At 69.6% G+C, this 17,985-nt stretch carries 15 protein-coding genes; 13 read left to right on the plus strand and 2 right to left on the minus strand.

The window, feature by feature from the left end; translation table 11 throughout:
• Positions 1-44 precede the first annotated feature (44 nt).
• A complete protein-coding gene (locus ACFQW8_RS09730; protein WP_380086905.1) occupies positions 45-1,151 on the plus strand; it encodes a substrate-binding domain-containing protein in 1,107 nt (368 codons plus the stop codon).
• A gap of 103 nt (positions 1,152-1,254) precedes the next feature.
• Here the strand turns inward: ACFQW8_RS09730 and ACFQW8_RS09735 are convergent, their stop codons facing one another.
• Positions 1,255-2,004: a FadR/GntR family transcriptional regulator gene (locus tag ACFQW8_RS09735; RefSeq protein ID WP_380086907.1), complete on the minus strand. Its 750-nt coding sequence runs from the start codon at positions 2,002-2,004 to the stop codon at positions 1,255-1,257.
• Between the two features lie 140 nt (positions 2,005-2,144).
• Between ACFQW8_RS09735 and ACFQW8_RS09740 the strand changes: the two genes are divergently transcribed.
• The 7 genes from ACFQW8_RS09740 (at position 2,145) to ACFQW8_RS09770 (ending at position 9,436) form a co-directional block, all read left to right on the plus strand.
• Positions 2,145-3,434 carry an ABC transporter substrate-binding protein gene (locus ACFQW8_RS09740; protein WP_380086909.1) on the plus strand — a complete coding sequence of 430 codons (1,290 nt, stop codon included), beginning with the start codon at positions 2,145-2,147 and terminating at the stop codon, positions 3,432-3,434.
• A gap of 119 nt (positions 3,435-3,553) precedes the next feature.
• Positions 3,554-4,471 (plus strand): carbohydrate ABC transporter permease, encoded by a 918-nt coding sequence (locus ACFQW8_RS09745; RefSeq protein WP_380086911.1) that lies wholly within the window; start codon positions 3,554-3,556, stop codon positions 4,469-4,471.
• Positions 4,471-5,286 carry a carbohydrate ABC transporter permease gene (locus ACFQW8_RS09750; RefSeq protein WP_380086914.1) on the plus strand — a complete coding sequence of 272 codons (816 nt, stop codon included), beginning with the start codon at positions 4,471-4,473 and terminating at the stop codon, positions 5,284-5,286. Before ACFQW8_RS09745 ends, ACFQW8_RS09750 begins: the two co-directional genes overlap by 1 nt.
• 6 nt (positions 5,287-5,292) lie before the next feature.
• The gene (gene dgoD / locus ACFQW8_RS09755; protein ID WP_380086916.1) at positions 5,293-6,444 is read left to right on the plus strand and encodes a galactonate dehydratase; all 1,152 of its coding nucleotides are present in this window, start codon (positions 5,293-5,295) and stop codon (positions 6,442-6,444) included.
• A gap of 80 nt (positions 6,445-6,524) precedes the next feature.
• The gene (gene manD, locus ACFQW8_RS09760; protein WP_380086917.1) at positions 6,525-7,754 is read left to right on the plus strand and encodes a D-mannonate dehydratase ManD; all 1,230 of its coding nucleotides are present in this window, start codon (positions 6,525-6,527) and stop codon (positions 7,752-7,754) included.
• Positions 7,744-8,283: a gluconokinase gene (locus ACFQW8_RS09765; protein WP_380086919.1), complete on the plus strand. Its 540-nt coding sequence runs from the start codon at positions 7,744-7,746 to the stop codon at positions 8,281-8,283. Before manD ends, ACFQW8_RS09765 begins: the two co-directional genes overlap by 11 nt.
• A 73-nt stretch (positions 8,284-8,356) precedes the next feature.
• On the plus strand, positions 8,357-9,436 hold the full coding sequence (locus ACFQW8_RS09770) for a glycerophosphodiester phosphodiesterase family protein (RefSeq protein ID WP_380086921.1): 1,080 nt from the start codon (positions 8,357-8,359) through the stop codon (positions 9,434-9,436).
• 9 nt (positions 9,437-9,445) lie between these two features.
• Here the strand turns inward: ACFQW8_RS09770 and ACFQW8_RS09775 are convergent, their stop codons facing one another.
• The gene (locus tag ACFQW8_RS09775) at positions 9,446-10,294 is read right to left on the minus strand and encodes an SGNH/GDSL hydrolase family protein (protein WP_380086923.1); all 849 of its coding nucleotides are present in this window, start codon (positions 10,292-10,294) and stop codon (positions 9,446-9,448) included.
• A gap of 132 nt (positions 10,295-10,426) precedes the next feature.
• Between ACFQW8_RS09775 and ACFQW8_RS09780 the strand changes: the two genes are divergently transcribed.
• The 5 genes from ACFQW8_RS09780 to ACFQW8_RS09800 all read left to right on the plus strand — a co-directional run bounded on the left by ACFQW8_RS09780 (position 10,427) and on the right by ACFQW8_RS09800 (position 17,765).
• Positions 10,427-11,236 carry an SGNH/GDSL hydrolase family protein gene (locus ACFQW8_RS09780; protein WP_380086924.1) on the plus strand — a complete coding sequence of 270 codons (810 nt, stop codon included), beginning with the start codon at positions 10,427-10,429 and terminating at the stop codon, positions 11,234-11,236.
• Positions 11,237-11,266: 30 nt separating this feature from the next.
• On the plus strand, positions 11,267-12,766 hold the full coding sequence (locus tag ACFQW8_RS09785; protein WP_380086925.1) for an LCP family protein: 1,500 nt from the start codon (positions 11,267-11,269) through the stop codon (positions 12,764-12,766).
• A 90-nt stretch (positions 12,767-12,856) separates the two neighbouring features.
• Positions 12,857-15,430 carry an ATP-dependent chaperone ClpB gene (clpB, locus tag ACFQW8_RS09790; RefSeq protein ID WP_380086926.1) on the plus strand — a complete coding sequence of 858 codons (2,574 nt, stop codon included), beginning with the start codon at positions 12,857-12,859 and terminating at the stop codon, positions 15,428-15,430.
• A gap of 21 nt (positions 15,431-15,451) precedes the next feature.
• The gene (locus ACFQW8_RS09795; RefSeq protein ID WP_380086929.1) at positions 15,452-16,147 is read left to right on the plus strand and encodes an LppX_LprAFG lipoprotein; all 696 of its coding nucleotides are present in this window, start codon (positions 15,452-15,454) and stop codon (positions 16,145-16,147) included.
• Between the two features lie 4 nt (positions 16,148-16,151).
• Complete coding sequence (locus ACFQW8_RS09800) at positions 16,152-17,765, plus strand: MFS transporter (RefSeq protein WP_380086931.1); 1,614 nt, start codon at positions 16,152-16,154, stop codon at positions 17,763-17,765.
• The last annotated feature ends 220 nt before the right edge of the window (positions 17,766-17,985 follow it).

Genomic DNA, 17,985 nt, shown 5'->3' on the forward strand with positions numbered 1-17,985 from the left:
TCTCCGCCCCGGGCGCGTCACGGCATACGAAAGAAAGAGACGACATGCGTTCCCTCACCAAGCTGATGGCGGCCTCGGCCGTCGCCGCACTCGCGCTGACCGGCTGCGGCCGGGCCGACGAGGACACCCCCACCGACACGGCCAGCGGTGGCGCCAGCGGCGCAGCCGAGGCCTTCCCGAAGGACGCCCTCATCGGTGTCTCGCTGCCACAGAAGACCTCCGAGAACTGGGTCCTCGCCGAGAGCCTCTTCAAGGACGGCCTCGCCGAGGCCGGCTTCAAGGGCGACGTGCAGTTCGCGAACGGTGGTGTCGGCGAGCAGCAGAACCAGATCCAGTCCATGGTCACCAAGGGCGCCAAGGTCGTCGTCGTCGGCGCGATCGACGGTGCCCAGCTCGGCACCCAGGTCAAGGCCGCCAAGGACTCCGGCGCGACGGTCATCGCCTACGACCGCCTCCTGCTCAACACCGACGCCGTCGACTACTACGTCGCCTACGACAACTTCGAGGTCGGAGTCCTCCAGGGCAACGCGCTCCTCGAGGGCATGGCCGCCAAGAAGCCGGCCGGTCCCTACAACATCGAGCTGTTCGCGGGTTCCCCCGACGACGCCAACGCCAAGGTCTTCTTCGACGGCGCGATGAGCGTGCTCAAGCCGAAGATCGACGACGGCACCCTCAAGGTGGTCTCGGGTCAGACGAGCTTCAACCAGGCCGTCACCCAGGGCTGGAAGGCAGAGAACGCGCAGCGGCGCGCAGACACCTTGCTCTCGGCGTCGTACTCGTCCGCAGCCCTCGACGGTGTCCTGTCCCCGAACGACACCCTCGCCCGCGCTGTGATCACCTCGGTGAAGGCAGCCGGCAAGCCGCTTCCGGTCATCACCGGGCAGGACTCCGAGGTCGAGTCGGTGAAGTCGATCATGGCCGGCGAGCAGTACTCCACGATCAACAAGGACACCCGCAACCTCGTCGCGGAGACCATCAAGATGGTCCAGGCGCTCCAGAAGGGTGAGAAGCCCACGGTCACCGACACCGAGTCCTACAACAACAAGGTCAAGGTCGTCCCGGCGAACCTGCTCAAGCCGCTCATCGTCACCAAGGCGAACGCCAAGGAGGCCTACGCCAACGACCCGACGCTGTCCAAGCTCACCCAGTGAGCTGAGACCGCTTCGGTCCACGACTCGATCGGCCCCGTCACCTTCTCGGTGACGGGGCCGATCGCGTTGTGGACCGGGCGAGCTGCCGCGGTATGCCGTCCGCTCACGTTCGCGAGGTCGGGCCTTGCTCCTGCTCGGCCCAGAGCTGTTTGGTCTCGCCCATGGTGCGGTTCATGATGGCGACCATTGCGGCATGGGCCATGTCGCCATCTCCCCGCTGGATCGACGAGGCGACGTCGGTGTGCAGCTGCAGCGCGTCGACGTGGGGGTGGTGCGGCATGAGGCCGTAGGCGTGCCGGCCGGTGAGCACCTCGGCGACCTGCCGGTGGAGATGCTCGAACATCTCGTTGCCGGACGCGGCGAGGACACGTCGGTGGAACTCGATGTCGAGCTCGAGGAAGTCATCCATGCGACCGTCCTGCCCGGCGGCCCACAGCTGGCCGGCGAGGGTGACCAGCCCACTCGCCTCGAGCGGCTGGGCGCGCTCGGCCGCGAGCCGTGCTGCCTGGGGCTCGACCGCCGTCCGCAGCTCGGTGATCGACCGGAGCTGGATGAGGCGTCCCGAGGTTGCCAGGCGCCAGCGGATGACCAGGGGGTCATAGACGTTCCACGCGCCCGCGTCGAGCACGAGGGTGCCGACGCGGCGTCGTGAGGCGACGAGGCCCATCGACGAGAGCACCCGCAGCGCCTCGCGCACCACCGAGCGCGAGACCGCGTGCTCGGAGACGAGCTCGTCGATGAAGAGCACGGTGCCGGGTGTCAGGGACCCGCCGCAGATGGCCAGCCCGAGGCTCTCGATGAGCCGCCCGTGCAGGCCGCTGACGTCGGCGACGGGAAGGGGGGCGGAGGCCATGCGACAAATCATACGCATCCACGGGCAACCCTTGCCTAAGTCATACTTATGAACCTAGGATTCCGAATTAGACGGACGTAGTGGTCCGCTGCGGCGACGGCTCCAACGACGGGGCGGCCACGACACCCAAGGAGATCGACGTGTTGCGACGCACAGCAGCCGGATCCGTTCTCGCCCTCGCCGCGGCGCTCAGCCTGTCGGCCTGCGGCGGCGGCGACGAGGAGGGCACCGGCTCCAAGACCATCCAGGTGACCCTGGCCAACCACGTGTGGACCGAGAACCTCAAGGCGGCCCTGCCGGAGTTCGAGAAGTCCTCGGGCCTCAAGGTCGAGCTCACCCAGCTCGGCGAGGACCAGCTCTCGGACCAGTACAACGTCAAGCTCAACGCAGGCACGAGCGACCTCGACGTGATGATGTACCGCCCCCTCCAGGAGGGCAAGCTCTTCGGCAAGAACGGCTACCTCTCCGACCTCTCCGAGGACGTCAAGGGCGCCAGCGACTGGAACTGGGGTGACTTCCAGCCGGGTCCGGTCGAGGCCACTACCTATGAGGACAAGGTCGTCGGCGTCCCGCTCATCACCGAGACCGAGGTCCTCTACTACCGCAAGGACCTCCTCGCGAAGGCCGGCTACTCGGCACCGCCCAAGACCCTCGACGAGCTCAAGGAGGCGGCCGCCAAGGTCCAGGCCGCCAACCCCGGGGTCGCCGGCTTCGTCGCCCGCACCGGCAAGACCGCCGCCGTCACCCAGTTCTCGAGCTTCCTCTACAGCTTCGGTGGCGGATGGGTCGATGACAGCGGCAAGGCAGCGGTGAACTCGGCCGAGGCCAAGCAGGCCTACGCCTACTACGGCGGTCTGCTGCACGACCACGGCCCCAAGAACGTCAGCACCGACATGAGCTGGCCCGAGGCCATGGCCATCTTCACGCAGGGTCAGGCGGCCTTCTACCCCGAGGCGAGCTCGCTCTACAAGAACGCCACCGACCCGGCCAAGTCCAAGGTCGCCGAGACCGTCGGCTTCGCCCCCTTCCCGGAGGGTCCGGCCGGTTCCAAGCCCTACAACGTCCCCTCGTGGGCCCTCGGGATCAACGAGGCGTCCGAGAACAAGGACAACGCGTGGAAGTTCATCGAGTGGGCCACCACCAAGGAGCAGACCCTCGCGAACCAGAAGGCCGGAGTCCCGGGTGCCCGCACGTCGGTCGCCAGTGACGCGGACGCGACGTCGACCTACCCGAAGGACCTCGTCGAGGCGTCCGCCGCCGGCGCCAAGAACGGCGTGGGCTTCGACCGGCCCCAGGTCGTCAAGGTCCCCGAGGCCCGCGAGCTCGTCGGCCTGCCGATCGTCGACGCCATCACCGGCAAGGACTCGGCCGCTGCTGCGGACGAGGCCGCCAAGGCCTTCCAGGCCCTGCTCGACGACGAGGCGAAGTGACCGCCTCGACCTCACCCCGGTCCTGAGGTCACGGGTCCCGGTGCCGGGCGCCAGCGCGCGCCCGGCACCGGACCCCGGCACGATCCACCCGATCCCACCGCATCGAAGGCGAACCACTCATGTCAGCTGACGCGCTCCCCGTGACGGGAACCTCGGGGTTCTCGCGCTGGGCGAACACCCACCGCAAGTGGCTCTTTGCCTCCCCGGCCATGGCGTTCGTCGCAGTGCTCATCATCTTCCCGGTCGCCTGGACCCTCTATCTCAGCCTCACCGACGCCGAGGGGTCGGTGCGGGCCGAGAAGGAGTTCGTCGGGGCCCAGAACTACCTCGACGTCCTCACCGACACGGCCCGCTTCTGGCCGGCGGTGTGGCGCACCGTGCAGTTCACCGGTGTCGTCCTCCTCGTCGAGGTCGTCCTGGGCATGGCCATCGCCCTGCTCCTGTGGCGGCCGTTCCGTGGGGAGAAGTGGGTCCGGGTCGCGATCCTCATGCCCCTCGTCGCCACGCCCGTCGCCGTCGGCATGATGTGGCGACTCATCTTCGACCCCAACATCGGCCTGGCCAACCAGGTCCTCGGCTGGTTCGGGATCCCGGCGCAGCCGTGGCTCGCCGGTGAGACCTCCGCGCTGTGGACGACGATGTTCATCGACATCTGGCAGTGGACACCGATGGTGGTCCTCATCCTCCTCGCCGGCCTGACGTCGCTGTCGGACGAGCCGCAGGAGGCCGCCCTCATCGACGGCGCGAACGGCTGGCAGCGCTTCCGCTACATCACCCTTCCGCTGATGAGGTCGACCGTCATCGTCGCGATCCTGCTCCGTGGCATCGACGCGCTCAAGACCTTCGACATCCTCTATGCCACCAAGGGCAAGGGCGGCGGGAGCTACCACGAGGTCGAGACGCTCAACGTCTACGCCTACGGCCTGAGCTTCGACTACAACGAGTACGGCACCAGCTCGACCGTGCTCATCATCTTCTTCCTCCTCATCATCGGCTCCATGTGGGTCCTCACCTCGCGTCGGAAGGCGGACCACTGATGCGCAGCGGAACGGCATACAAGGTCTTTCGCGTCGGGGCGCTGGTCCTCGTCGTCGTCGGGCTGCTTCTGCCCCTCATCTGGATGGTCGCAGCATCGCTCAAGACGAACGTCGACATCTATGACACGAGCAAGGCGCTGCTCTTCTCGCCGACGATGGAGAACTACACGACCGTCCTCGACCAGGCCAACTACGTCACCTTCATCATCAACAGCCTCTGGGTCGCGTTCGCGTCGACCGTGCTGTCGCTGCTTCTCGGTGTCCCGGCGGCCTACTCGATGAGCCGTTTCACGATGAAGCGCTCGGCGCTCGTGGTGCTCATGGCGCGAGTCATCCCCGGCGTCTCGCTGCTCGTGCCCTGGTTCTACGTCTTCTCGAACCTCAAGCTCGTGGGCGGCTTCACGGTCCTCGTCCTCAGCCACATGTTCGTGTCGCTGCCCCTCGTCGTCTACATCATGATGGGGTTCTTCGACGGCATGCCGCTCGAGCTGGAGGAGTCGGGGCAGGTCGACGGGCTCACCCCCATCGGCGCGTTCCGCATGATCACCCTGCCGCTGTCGACGCCCGGCATCGCGACCGCGGGCATCCTCGCGTTCATCTTCTCCTGGAACAACTTCATGTTCGCGCTCGTGCTCTCCGGTGCCAAGACCAAGACGTTGCCCGTCGCGATCTTCGACTTCGTCGGGTATGCCGCGATCGACTGGGGTGGCCTCATGGCTGCCGCGACCGTCGTCACGGTGCCGATCATGGTCATCGCCCTCCTCGCCCAGAAGTACGTCGTCTCCGGCCTCACCGCCGGTGCGACCAAGGGCTGATCGGCGATGGCGTCGACGATCGAGCGGGTCGAGACCTTCCTCGTGGCACCCCGGTGGCTCTTCGTCCGGATCGAGACCTCCGACGGTCTCGTGGGCTGGGGCGAGGCCACGTGTGAGGGCCGCTCCGAGACGGTCCGCACCGCAGTGCACCAGCTCGCCGAGATGGTCCTCGGTGGTGACCCGGAGCGCATCGAGGACCACTGGGCGGTGATGACCAAGGGGTCGTTCTACCGCGGCGGCCCCATCCTGGGCAGCGCTGTCTCCGGCATCGACCAGGCGCTCTGGGACATCAAGGGCAAGAGGTATGCCGTGCCGGTGCACCAGCTGCTCGGCGGGGCCGTGCGTGACCGGGTCCGCGTCTACGGCTGGGTGGGCGGTGACGAGCCGAACGAGGTGCGTGACCACATCGCCGAGCAGGTCGAGGCCGGCCTCACCGCGGTCAAGATGAACGCGAGCGGGCGCATGTCGCCGCTTGGCACGGTGGCCGAGATCGACGGCGTGGTCGCTCGCGTGGCGGCGGCGCGGGAGGTGCTCGGTGACCACGGCGACGTGGCCGTCGACTTCCACGGTCGCTTCACCTTGGCCAACGCCCGCCGGGTGGCGCCCCTGCTCGAGCCCTATCGGCCGATGTTCCTCGAGGAGCCGGTGACGCCGGAGAACTCGCACCTCATCGGGGAGTTCGTCCGTTCCACGACGACTCCGGTGTCGACGGGGGAGCGGCTCTATGGCCGCCAGGAGTTCCTGCCGGTGCTGCAGGCCGGGGTCGCCGTCGTCCAGCCGGACCTGTCGCACGCCGGTGGGATCACCGAGGTGCGCAAGATCGCCTCGCTCGCCGAGACCTTCGACGCGGCCCTGGCGCCGCACTGCCCGCTGGGGCCGCTGGCCCTGGCGTCCTCGCTCCAGGTGGCGTTCGCGACGACGAACCACCTCATCCAGGAGCAGAGCATCGGCATCCACTACAACCTCGGCGCCGACGTCCTCGACTACCTCGTCGACACCGCGCCGCTGGAGTTCGTCGACGGTCACGTCGCCCGCCTCACCGGTCCCGGACTCGGCATCGAGATCGACGAGACCGCCGTGCGTGCCGCCGACAAGACCGGGCACGCGTGGCGGGGCCCGGTGTGGCGTCACCCCGACGGAACGTTCGCGGAGTGGTGATGGAGACCGGAGCGGCCGATCCGCACACGGCATACAAGATGAATGTCACCTGACCACAACGCAACTCGAGAGGACAGCTCGTGCAGATCGTCGCCGCAGACGTCATCGTCTCCAGCCCCGACCGCAACTTCGTGACGCTGCAGATCACGACCGACGAGGGCATCACCGGCCTGGGTGACGGCACGCTCAACGGGCGCGAGCTCGCCGTCGCGTCCTACCTCAAGGACCACGTCGTCCCGCTGCTCATCGGCCGCGACCCGCACCGGATCGAGGACGCCTGGCAGTTCCTCTACCGGTCGGCCTACTGGCGCCGCGGACCGGTCACGATGGCGGCCATCGCAGCGGTCGACGTCGCGCTGTGGGACATCAAGGCCAAGGCCGCGGGTATGCCGCTCTACCAGCTCCTCGGCGGAGCGTCCCGGACCGGGATCATGGCCTATGGCCACGCGTCGGGTCGCGACACGGAGGAGCTCTTCGACTCCATCCGGAAGCACCTCGCCCTCGGCTACCGGTCGATCCGGGTGCAGACGGCGGTGCCGGGGATCAACGCCGTCTATGGCGTCGCCGCCCAGCCCAGTGCCGACGGGACGCGCTACGACTACGAGCCGGCCCAGCGCACTCCGCTGCCCGCCGAGGAGGACTGGGACACCCGGGCCTACCTCCGGCACATCCCCAGCGTGTTCGAGGCGGTCCGCTCCGAGTTCGGTCCGGAGCTGCCGCTGCTCCATGACGGGCACCACCGGATGACGCCGATCCAGGCCGCGAGGCTCGGGAAGTCGCTCGAGCCCTACGACCTGTTCTGGCTCGAGGACTGCACGCCCGCCGAGAACCAGGACGCCTTGCGCCTCGTCCGCCACCACACGACGACCCCACTCGCGATCGGCGAGATCTTCAACACCGTGTGGGACTACCAGACGCTCATTCAGGAGCAGCTCATCGACTACGTGCGCTCGGCCGTCACGCACACCGGTGGCATCACGGCGCTCAAGAAGATCCTCGACTTCGCCGCGCAGTACCAGGTGAAGTCCGGCATCCACGGCCCCACCGACATCTCGCCCGTGGGCATGGCGGCAGCGCTGCACCTCGACCTGGCGATCCACAACTTCGGGATCCAGGAGTACATGCAGCACGGCGCGCTCACCAATGAGGTGTTCCAGCAGTCGTTCAGCTTCGAGGATGGGTACCTTCACCCGGGGGAGCAGCCCGGCCTCGGGGTCGAGATCGACCTGGAGGCGGCGGCCGCCCACCCGTACCAGGCGGCCTACCTGCCGTTCAACCGACTGAAGGACGGAACGGTTCATGACTGGTGACCGGACGCGACACGTCGTCGTCATGGGGGTGTCGGGCAGCGGCAAGACGACGATCGCGCGTGGCGTCGCCGACGCGACCGGTCTCGAGTTCGCCGAGGCGGATGCGTTCCACTCAGCCGCGAACATCGCCACCATGGAGCGCGGCATCCCCCTGACCGACGAGGACCGGTGGCCCTGGCTGCGCTCGCTGGCCGCGTGGATGGACGAGAAGGCGGACGCGGGAGTCTCGACGATCATCACGTGCTCGGCGCTCAAGCGGACCTACCGCGACGTGCTGAGGGACGGGCCTCCCTCGGTGGACTTCCTGCACCTCGACGGACCGGTCGAGGTCATCAAGGGGCGGATGTCGAAGCGTGAGGGTCACTTCATGCCTGCCAGCCTGCTCCAGTCGCAGATAGACACACTCGAGGCTCTCGAGCCCGACGAGAGCGGCCTCGTCCTCGACATCGGGCAGCCGCCCGAGGACCTCGTCGAGCGTGCGCTCACGTGGCTCGACATCGTGCGTCGCGACTCGGCCGCGGGCAGCTGACGCTCGCTGAAGTTCGGCCGGACGTCACCTCGTCGCCGCTTCCCGGTCGCCTGGCCCGGCCTACCGTCACGCCATGACCCCACTGCGCTCCGTTGCCACCCTCGCCGCTGCCTGCCTCCCGCTCACCCTCGTCGCCGGACCCGCGTTCGCCTCCCCGGAGCGACCGACCGGCACCGTGGTCCTGCCCCAGAAGGCGCACTTCGACGTGCAGGCCCACCGGGGTGGGCTCGGCCTCACCACGGAGAGCACACCGCAGGGCTTCGCCAAGGCGCTCGAGCTCGGAGTCACCACCCTCGAGCTCGACACCCAGGTGACCCAGGACGAGAAGGTCGTCGTCACCCATGACCGCCAGGTGAGCGCCCAGAAGTGCGTCGACACGGCACCGGCGTTCGCGGGCGACCCCGAGTTCCCCTACGTCCGCGACTACGTCAAGGACCTCACCCTGGCCCAGGTCCAGACGCTCGACTGCGGCTTCCAGCAGCTGCCCGGTCACCCGCAGCAGGAGCAGGTCGACGGCGCCCGCATCGTCGAGCTGCGTGAGGTCTTCGATGTCGTCAGGGCGCACAACGCCCGTCAGGTCACCCTCAACATCGAGACCAAGGTCGAGGCCGGTGCGCCCGAGCAGACCGCCCCGCGTGAGCTCTTCGTCCGGCGCGTCCACGAGGAGATCGAGGCGAGCGGGCTGGCCCGGCAGGTGACGGTGCAGTCGTTCGACTGGGGCTCGCTCATGGAGATGCACCGCCTCGCACCGACCCGCCCGCTCGTGGCACTGACGAACTTCGACTTCCTCCAGGTGGGCAGGCCCGGGGCGTCACCGTGGCTCGGGGGCATCGACGCCGACGACTTCGGCGGGGACCTCGTCGCCGCGGCCGACTCGGTCGAGGGCGTCACGGCGCTGTCGCCGAACTACGGATTCCCGCAGAGCGGCAAGGTCGGTGACCCCGGTTTCCGCTTCTACCCGAGCGAGCAGATGGTCGCCGACGCGCACGCGCGCGGGCTCAAGGTGGTCCCGTGGACGTGTGACGACCCCGCGACGATGGAGGCGCTCATCGACATGGGCGTGGACGGCATCATCACCGACTACCCCGACCGCCTGCGCGACATCCTCGCCGAGCGTGGGATGCGTCTCCCGAAGGCCTATTCCGCAGGCTGACCGCGTAGGTCAACGACGGGGTATGCCGCCCGCGCGGCGCAGTGCCTCGGTGTCGGTTCTCGCCAGGGCGCGTTCGCGGGCAAGCCGCTTCATGCCGTCGGCGGGCCGGATGGGCTCGGGCCACTTGGGCAGCGCCAGGTCGCCCTCGGACCGTCCGGTCAGCCGTCGGCGCACCAGAGGAGCCACCTCGGTGCGCAGGAACCGCCCCTCGTCGGCGATGGCCCGTCGCCAGCCCCTCGGCTCCCAGTCGTCGAGGTCGCGGACCTTGAGGGTGTGCGGCACCCCGAGCCGGCCCAGGACGAATGCCGCCATCCGCTTGTGCCCCAACCGGTTCATGTGGATCTTGTCGGGCGCCCACAGGCGGCGGTCGTCGTACTCACGCATCACCGTGTGGTCGAGCAAGGTCGCTTCGTGTGTGGCGGCGAGATCGCGCACGGCGTCGTTGAAGGTCAGCACCCGACGCCGGAGCGGCTCGAGCAGGGCCGTCGTCCGCGTGTCGAAGGCCGTGAACACGAGGACGTGCGCACCGCTGGCGGTGAGCCGGGCCAGCGCGTCCTCGTAGCGAGCCATGAGCGTGTCGACATCCGACCGCAGCGACAGGAGGTCGTTGCCCCCGGCATAGAAGGAGACGTGGGTCGGGGCAAGGGCAAGCGCATCGTCCAGCTGGTCGGCCACGACCTGGTCGAGGACCTTGCTGCGGATGGCGAGGTTGGCGTACTCCCACCGCCGGTCGGCTCGTCCCAGCTGTCGCGCCATCCGGTCGGCCCACCCCCGGAAGCCGTTGGGGTAGTGGAGGTTCGGGTCGCCGACGCCCTCGGTGAAGGAGTCGCCGAGGGCGACGAAGCGACCGGGCTGCATGGGACATCACTCTCACAGAGCCCGTCGGAGCTCAACCCCGCGCACCCCTCGTCGGCTGTTGTTCGCGCAAGTGTGCGGCTCCCGTCGCCCGGGCGTCACGAAGACAGCCGGCACACGGCATACCGTCCGCTCGTGGCCAGGTTCGTCGCCCTCGGCGACTCACTCACCGAAGGGGTCGGTGACCCCCATCCCGCGTGGCCCAACGGGTGGCGCGGCTGGGCCGACCTCGTGGCGGCTGCGCTCGCCGACCGTGATCCGAGCACCGACTACGCGAACCTCGCGCTGCGCGGCAGGACCGCTCGTGACATGGCCGAGCAACAGCTCCCCGCCGCGCTGGCGATGAAGCCGGACATCGTCTCGATCTGGGCCGGTGGCAACGACATCCTGCGGCCGCGACTGAGGCTCGACGACGTGCTGCAGCCGCTGGACCAGGCGCTCGCCCAGCTCGCGGCGACGGCGACCGTCATCGTGTTCACCGGCTTCGAGGTCAGCGGGTCACCCGTCCTGGCTCCGCTGCGTGCCCGGGTGCGGGCTCTCAATGCCGACCTGTGCGAGATCGCCGGTCATCGCGGCGCCCTCGTCGCAGACGTCTCGGAGCGCGGGGTGTGGAGGGATCCGCGCCTGTGGGCGGGGGACCGGGTCCACCCGTCACCGCTCGGTCACCGACGTCTGGCCGTCCAGGTGTCGCAGCTCCTCGGGGTCGACATGTCACGAGCGCCCGACCTCGAGCCTGCGGCGCCGTCGCAGTGGGCGCGGGTCGTGGCCGACGAGGCTGAGTGGTGGCGGGTCCACGCCGCACCGCACCTCGCCCGCTGGGCCACCGGCGCCTCGCGGCGCGAGCTCGCCGCCCCCAAGTGGTCGGTTCCGGTGCGGCCGGCTGCGACCTTCCCGTGGTTCGACGTCGGCAACGATCTGACGGCGAGTTCTGCGTCGACTCGGTGAACTTCGGCGTCCGGGCGGCATGATGGCGGGGTGCCCACCCACGAGGACGTCGACGACGCCAGCGACGCCAGCGACGGCTACGACGACTACGACGAGTACGACGGTCGCGAGGGTGCCGGTCGCTTCTTCGGGCTCACCGCGCTGAGCACGCTGCTGCCGGGCGCGGGACTTCTCCCGACGCGACGCCGGGCGTTCGGCCTCGCGCTCCTGCTGGGCACCCTCCTCCTCGGCGCCCTGTTCCTCTTCTACGCCTGGCGCAAGGGGTTCGTCACGGCGGCTCTCGACCTCGCCGTGCGACCGCGTGTCCTCCTGGCGATGCTTCTCGCCACGGTCACGATCGCGCTGCTCTGGTGTGCGGGCATCCTGCTCACCGCCCGCGAGACCTTACCCCGCGGCCCCGGGGCCGGCTGGCGCGCGGCCTTCGCAGCGCTCTGCTGCATCATCGTCATCGCGCCGGCGGCCACGGCCGTGCGCTACCTGACGATCCAGCGCGACGTCATCAGCGTTCTCACGGACGGCGCGGACGAGACCGGCGGCGGCGGCGGGGGTGGTGCCGAGGCCAACGCGTGGGCGGACAAGCCCCGCGTCAACGTCCTGCTCCTCGGCTCCGATGCCGGGGATGACCGGGTCGGCGTGCGCACCGACTCGATGATGGTGGCCTCGATCGACACCAGCTCCGGTGACACGGTGCTCTTCGGCCTGCCCCGCAACCTCGAGTTCGCCCCCATCCCGTCGTCGAACCCGCTCTCGAAGCTCTACCCGAACGGCTACGACTGTGGCGACGAGTGCCTGCTCAACGGCGTGTGGACGCTGGCGACCGACAACCTCGACCTCTTCCCGGGCGACGACAACCCCGGCCTCACGACGACCCGCGACGTCATCAGCGAGATCCTCGGTCTCGAGATCGACCGCAGTCTCGTCGTCAACCTCCAGGGTTTCCGTGCGCTGGTCGACGCCATGGGCGGGGTCGACATCAACGTCAAGGAGCGGGTCTGCGTCGACTGCAAGCTCGTGGGCGGCCGCATCGTCTTCGCGCGGGGCCAGGAGAAGTGGATCGAGACGGGTGAGCAGCACCTGAACGGCAACCTCGCGCTCTGGTACGCCCGGTCGCGTGCCGGCAGCGACGACTTCAGCCGCATGCGCCGCCAGCGTTGCGTCACCGGCGCCATCCTCAACCAGGCGAACCCGGTCCAGCTCCTGCGCAACTACCCGTCCCTCGCCGAGGTGGTCAAGGACAACATCACCCTCGACATCCCCCAGTCCGAGCTGCCGGCCTGGGCGCAGCTCGTGGGAACCCTGCAGAGCAAGGGGTCGATCCGGAGCCTGCCCATCACCAACAAGGTGGTCAAGGTCGCCGACCCCGACTACGACAAGATCCGCGACCTCGTCCAGTCCGCGATCGACCCGGCACCCGCGCCGAGCGCGAGGCCGAGCACGTCGGTCCCGAGCGCGACGCCGAGCACCCCCGGAAGCACCCCGACACCGTCCGAGCCGACCGACGAGATCGAGGACATCGCGACCGCCTGCTGAAAAGTGAAGTTGAGTGGAATGGACTCAACTCTGTGCTCGTTGCTACGGAGGAATCCGTCACCTCACGCACCCGTTCAGGAGACCGAACACATGGACCTCACCCCGACGACCAAGGTCGCCGAGGCTCTCGCCGTCGCCCAGCGGCTCGCGCAGAGCGCCGGTCACCCCGAGATCACCCCCGACCACCTCGCCCTGGCCCTCGCCGAGCAGCCCGACACGTCGACCCCGGCGCTGCTGGACGCTGCAGGCACCACGGCTGCAGCGGTCGCCTCCGCGGCGCGCTCCGCGCTCTCCCGTTTGCCGGTCAGCTCCGGTCCCAGCGCGGTCACACCCTCGCTCGACCAGGCGGCGCTCGGTGTGCTCCAGCAGGCGAGCACGCTCATGTCCGCCAAGGGCGACACCCATCTCGCGACCGACCTGCTCGTCCTGGCCCTCATCGAGAAGGGCGCACTTCCCGGCGTGGGCGGTCCCGGTGTCGCCGGAGCGGTCGAGGCTCGCATCGACGAGCTGCGCGGCGGACGCAAGGTCACGTCCGAGGCCCAGGAGAGCGGCAGCGAGTCGCTCGAGAAGTACGGCACCGACCTCACCGCCCGGGCTCGTGACGGCCACCTCGACCCGGTCATCGGCAGGGACTCCGAGATCCGCCGGGTCGTCCAGGTGCTCTCGCGCCGGACCAAGAACAACCCGGTCCTCATCGGCGACCCCGGCGTCGGCAAGACCGCCGTCGTCGAGGGGCTGGCGCAGCGCATCGTCGACGGTGACGTCCCCGAGTCGCTCCGCGACAAGCGGCTCATCAGCCTCGACCTCGGCGCGATGGTGGCCGGCGCGAAGTTCCGTGGCGAGTTCGAGGAGCGCCTCAAGGCGGTCCTCGAGGAGATCAGGTCGAGCAACGGGCAGATCGTCACCTTCATCGACGAGCTCCACACCGTCGTCGGTGCCGGCGCCACCGGTGAGGGTGCGATGGACGCGAGCAACATGCTCAAGCCGATGCTCGCCCGGGGCGAGCTGCGGCTCGTCGGGGCGACGACGCTCGACGAGTTCCGCGAGCACGTCGAGAAGGACCCGGCGCTCGAACGTCGCTTCCAGCAGGTCTATGTGGGGGAGCCCTCCGTCGAGGACACCATCGCCATCCTTCGCGGTCTCAAGGAGCGCTACGAGGCCCACCACAAGGTCGAGATCGAGGACGCCGCGCTCGTCGCCTCCGCCTCGCTCTCCGACCGCTACATCACCGGGCGGCAGCTGCCCGACAAGGCCATCGACCTCGTCGACGAGGCTGCGTCGCGCCTGCGCATGGAGATCGACTCCAGTCCGGTCGAGATCGACCAGCTCCGCCGCGCCGTCGACCGCCTCAAGATGGAGGAGCTGCACCTCGAGCGCGAGACCGACGACGCCAGCGTCGAGCGGCTGGCCCGGCTCCGCTCGGACCTCGCCGAGAAGTCTGAGGAGCTGACCGCCCTCAACGCCCGGTGGGACGCCGAGAAGTCCGGCCTCAACCGCGTCGGCGACCTCAAGGCCCAGGTCGACGAGGCCCGCACCCGCCTCGAGAAGGCTCGCCGCGAGTACGACTTCGAGACCGCCAGCCGGATCGAATTCGGCGAGATCCCCGAGCTCGAGCAGCAGCTCGCCGCGGCCGTGGACAGCGCCGCCGACCAGTCCGGACAGGCCGACCTCATGGTCAAGGAGCGAGTCGGAGCCGACGACATCGCAGAGGTCATCTCGGCCTGGACCGGCATCCCCGCGGGCCGCCTCCTCCAGGGCGAGACCGAGAAGCTCCTGTCGATGGAGTCGATCATCGGCTCGCGCCTCATCGGGCAGGCGAGCGCCGTCCAGGCCGTGTCGGATGCCGTGCGGCGCAGTCGCGCCGGCATCGCGGACCCGGACCGACCCACCGGCAGCTTCCTCTTCCTCGGGCCGACCGGTGTCGGCAAGACCGAGCTCGCCAAGTCCCTGGCCGACTTCCTCTTCGACGACGAGCGCGCGATGGTCCGGATCGACATGAGCGAGTACTCCGAGCGGCACGCCGTCGCCCGCCTCATCGGTGCGCCGCCCGGCTACGTCGGGCACGAGGAGGGCGGGCAGCTGACCGAGGCCGTCCGGCGACGCCCCTACTCCGTCGTCCTCCTCGACGAGGTCGAGAAGGCCCATCCCGAGACGTTCGACATCCTGCTCCAGGTGCTCGACGACGGACGCCTCACCGACGGCCAGGGTCGCACCGTCGACTTCCGCAACGTCATCCTCGTCATGACGAGCAACCTCGGCAGCCAGTTCCTCATCGACCCGACGCTGGAGCCCGAGGTCAAGCGCGACGCCGTCATGGCTGCGGTGCGCACCGCCTTCAAGCCGGAGTTCCTCAACCGCCTCGACGAGGTCGTCATCTTCGACCCCCTCAGCCGTGACGAGCTCGCGCACATCGTCGAGCTCCAGGTGCGCTCTCTCGCCATGCGGCTCAGCGACCGACGGATCGACCTCGAGGTCACCGACGCGGCACGCGGGTGGCTCGCGGAGGCCGGCTACGACCCGGCATACGGGGCTCGTCCGCTCCGCAGGCTCGTCCAGAAGGAGATCGGCGACCGGCTCGCGCGCGCCCTCCTCGCCGGCGAGGTCCGTGACGGCCAGAAGGTGACGGTCGACCGCGATGGCGGCGGGTTGGTTCTGCGGGACTGACCGGCCAGTAGGGTGGGCGTCATGCGACGACGCGCTCTGCTGACCGGTTCGGGCACCCTGGTCGTCGCCCTCTTGGTCGGCTGCTCCGGGGGCGATGAGCCGGCGGCGGCGACCGATCCCAAGGCTTCTCTGGCAGCGGCCAAGAAGGTCTTCGACGAGGCGAAGTTCGTCGGGCTCACGCTGTCGAGCAAGGACGTGCCCAAGACGGAGAACGGCGTCACCGGCGCCCTCGGCACCGGTGCGATCAGTGCCACGGAGCCGAAGTTCAAGGGCACGGTCACTGCGACGATCAAGGGCGTGGGGGGCTCGGCCGAGGTCATCACGATCGGTGACGCGGCATACATGAAGTTCTTCACGCCGACCTACAACCCTGCCGACCTCGCCGAGCTCGGCGCCCCCAACCCGTCGAACTTCTTCCACCCCGCGCAGGGCATCTCCCAGCTCCTCGTCGAGACCGGTGACCCGACCGTCGGCGACAAGATCCGGGACGGAGCGACGGTGCTGCAGCAGTACACCGGCACGCTGCCCGGCGCGCGGGTCAAGTCGCTGCTCAACCTCGGCGACGGCAAGGGCGAGTTCACGGTGACCTACGGCATCGCCGAGGGGGACCGGCTGCAGCTCGCCGAGGTGGTCGGTCCGTTCTTCAAGGGGTCGACCTCGACGTTCACCCTGCGGCTCAAGGACTACGGGAAGCCTGTTGAGATCACCCGCCCCTAGGGCGTTGCTCGCGACGGCGTCCGTCGCGGTGGCCCTGGCGGCCGCAGACACCTACGTCGTCGTCCTCGCCCTGACGGACATGATGTCCGGGGTCGGCATCGGCATCGACTCCCTGCAACGGGCCACGCCGATCATCTCGGGCTTCCTCCTCGGCTACATCGCGGTGCTGCCGCTCATCGGTCGCCTGGCCGACCTCACCGAGCGACAGCGGGTGCTGCTCGGATGCCTGGCGATCTTCGTCGTCGGATCGGCGATCACGGCGCTCGCGGTCGAGCTGCCCGTGCTGGTGGCCGGCCGCGTCATCCAGGGCATCGGCGGCGGTGGTCTCGTGCCGGCCACCCTGGCGATCGTCGCGCAGCTGTGGGACCGCGACCGGCGAGGCACCCCGCTGGGGGTCGTGGGCGCGGTGCAGGAGCTCGGTTCCGTGGTGGGGCCGGTGCTCGGCGCCGCCGTGCTTGCCGTCGCCGACTGGCGGGCGATCTTCTGGCTCAACGCCGTGCTCGGGGTCGTACTCGCCGGCGCCGTGGTCGTCGTCGGAGGGGGTATGCCGTCGCGCCCCCGTCTGCTCCCGGTGGTCGTCTCGCTCGTGGCGGCGTTCGTCGGCTGGCTGGCGCTGGCCGCGCCCGAGGCGCTCGTGACCAGCGTGTCGCTGGGCGTGCCGTTCGTGCCGTTCGGTTCGTCCACCTCACGCCTGACGACACCCGTCGGGGTCGTCGCGCTCGTGCTCGTGGCAGCCGCGGTCGCGCTGTGGGTCCGGGGTGCCTGGCCGGTGCTGCGTCGTGCCGACCTCCTCGGAGCCCTCCTCCTGGGGGGTGCGCTGGGGTGCGTCGTGCTGACCTTTGCCGCCGCCGACCCCGAGAAGGAGGTCGTCGGCCCTCTCGGTTTCGCGCTGCTGCCGGTGGCTGCGGTGCTCGCAGGGCTCTATCTGCTCCACCACCGGCGGGCGGCGCAGCCCCTGGTCCCGCGCGGCGTCGTCGTCGGCCGGGCGCGCTGGGCTCTGCTCGTGAGCCTCTGCGTCGGCATCGCGCTCGTCGCGGTCATCGTCGATGTGCCACTGCTCGCCCGCCTGGTGCACACCGAGAGCGAGACCGTCGCGGCGTTCGTGCTCGTCCGCTTCCTCGTCGCCGTGCCCGTCGGCGCGCTCCTGGGCGGCTGGTCGTTGCGCTGGCTGGGTGATGGGCTGGTGAGCGGGGTGGGGCTGGCGCTCACGGCCGCCGGGCTGGTCGTCATGTCGACCTGGGGTCGCGGGTCCCTGGCCGAGCTCACGTCGACCCTGGTCCTGGCGCTCGTGGGCCTGGGCATCGGCCTTGCCCTCGCGCCCGTCAACAACGCAGCCCTTGCCGACTCACCCGGGGACGCCCACGGCACGGCCAGTGCGCTCGTGGTCGTCGCCCGGATGATCGGCATGGTCGTCGGCCTCGCCCTACTGACCGCGATCGGTCTCCACCAGTACTACGCCGCCGTCGCCGACCTGCCCGACCAGACCGACGGGCAGGCCCTGCTCGACGCGGCGGTCGTCCAGGTCGAGTGGGTCTTCCGCGGCGCGGCGGTCGCGGCCGCCGTCGGTGCTCTCGCCTCCCTCGCGCTCGGCCTCGGCAGGGGCCACCGCCGCGCCTGAGCCTCGGGGCGCCCAACCCGCCAGGGCGCTCCGGACTCCGACGGCGACCGCTGCGCACACAGCGAACATGACGACGAAGCCCACGGCGGTGCGGGCGGTGAACGGCTCGTCCGACGACTCGACGATCTTGGGCATGAGGGCCAGGAAGGCCAGGAGGACCACGACCCCGCAGGCCTGGACCCAGCGGCGGCGCGACCCGACGAGGACCATGCCGGCGATG

This window comes from Knoellia altitudinis, from assembly GCF_042666355.1.
Lineage (GTDB): Bacteria > Actinomycetota > Actinomycetes > Actinomycetales > Dermatophilaceae > Knoellia > Knoellia altitudinis.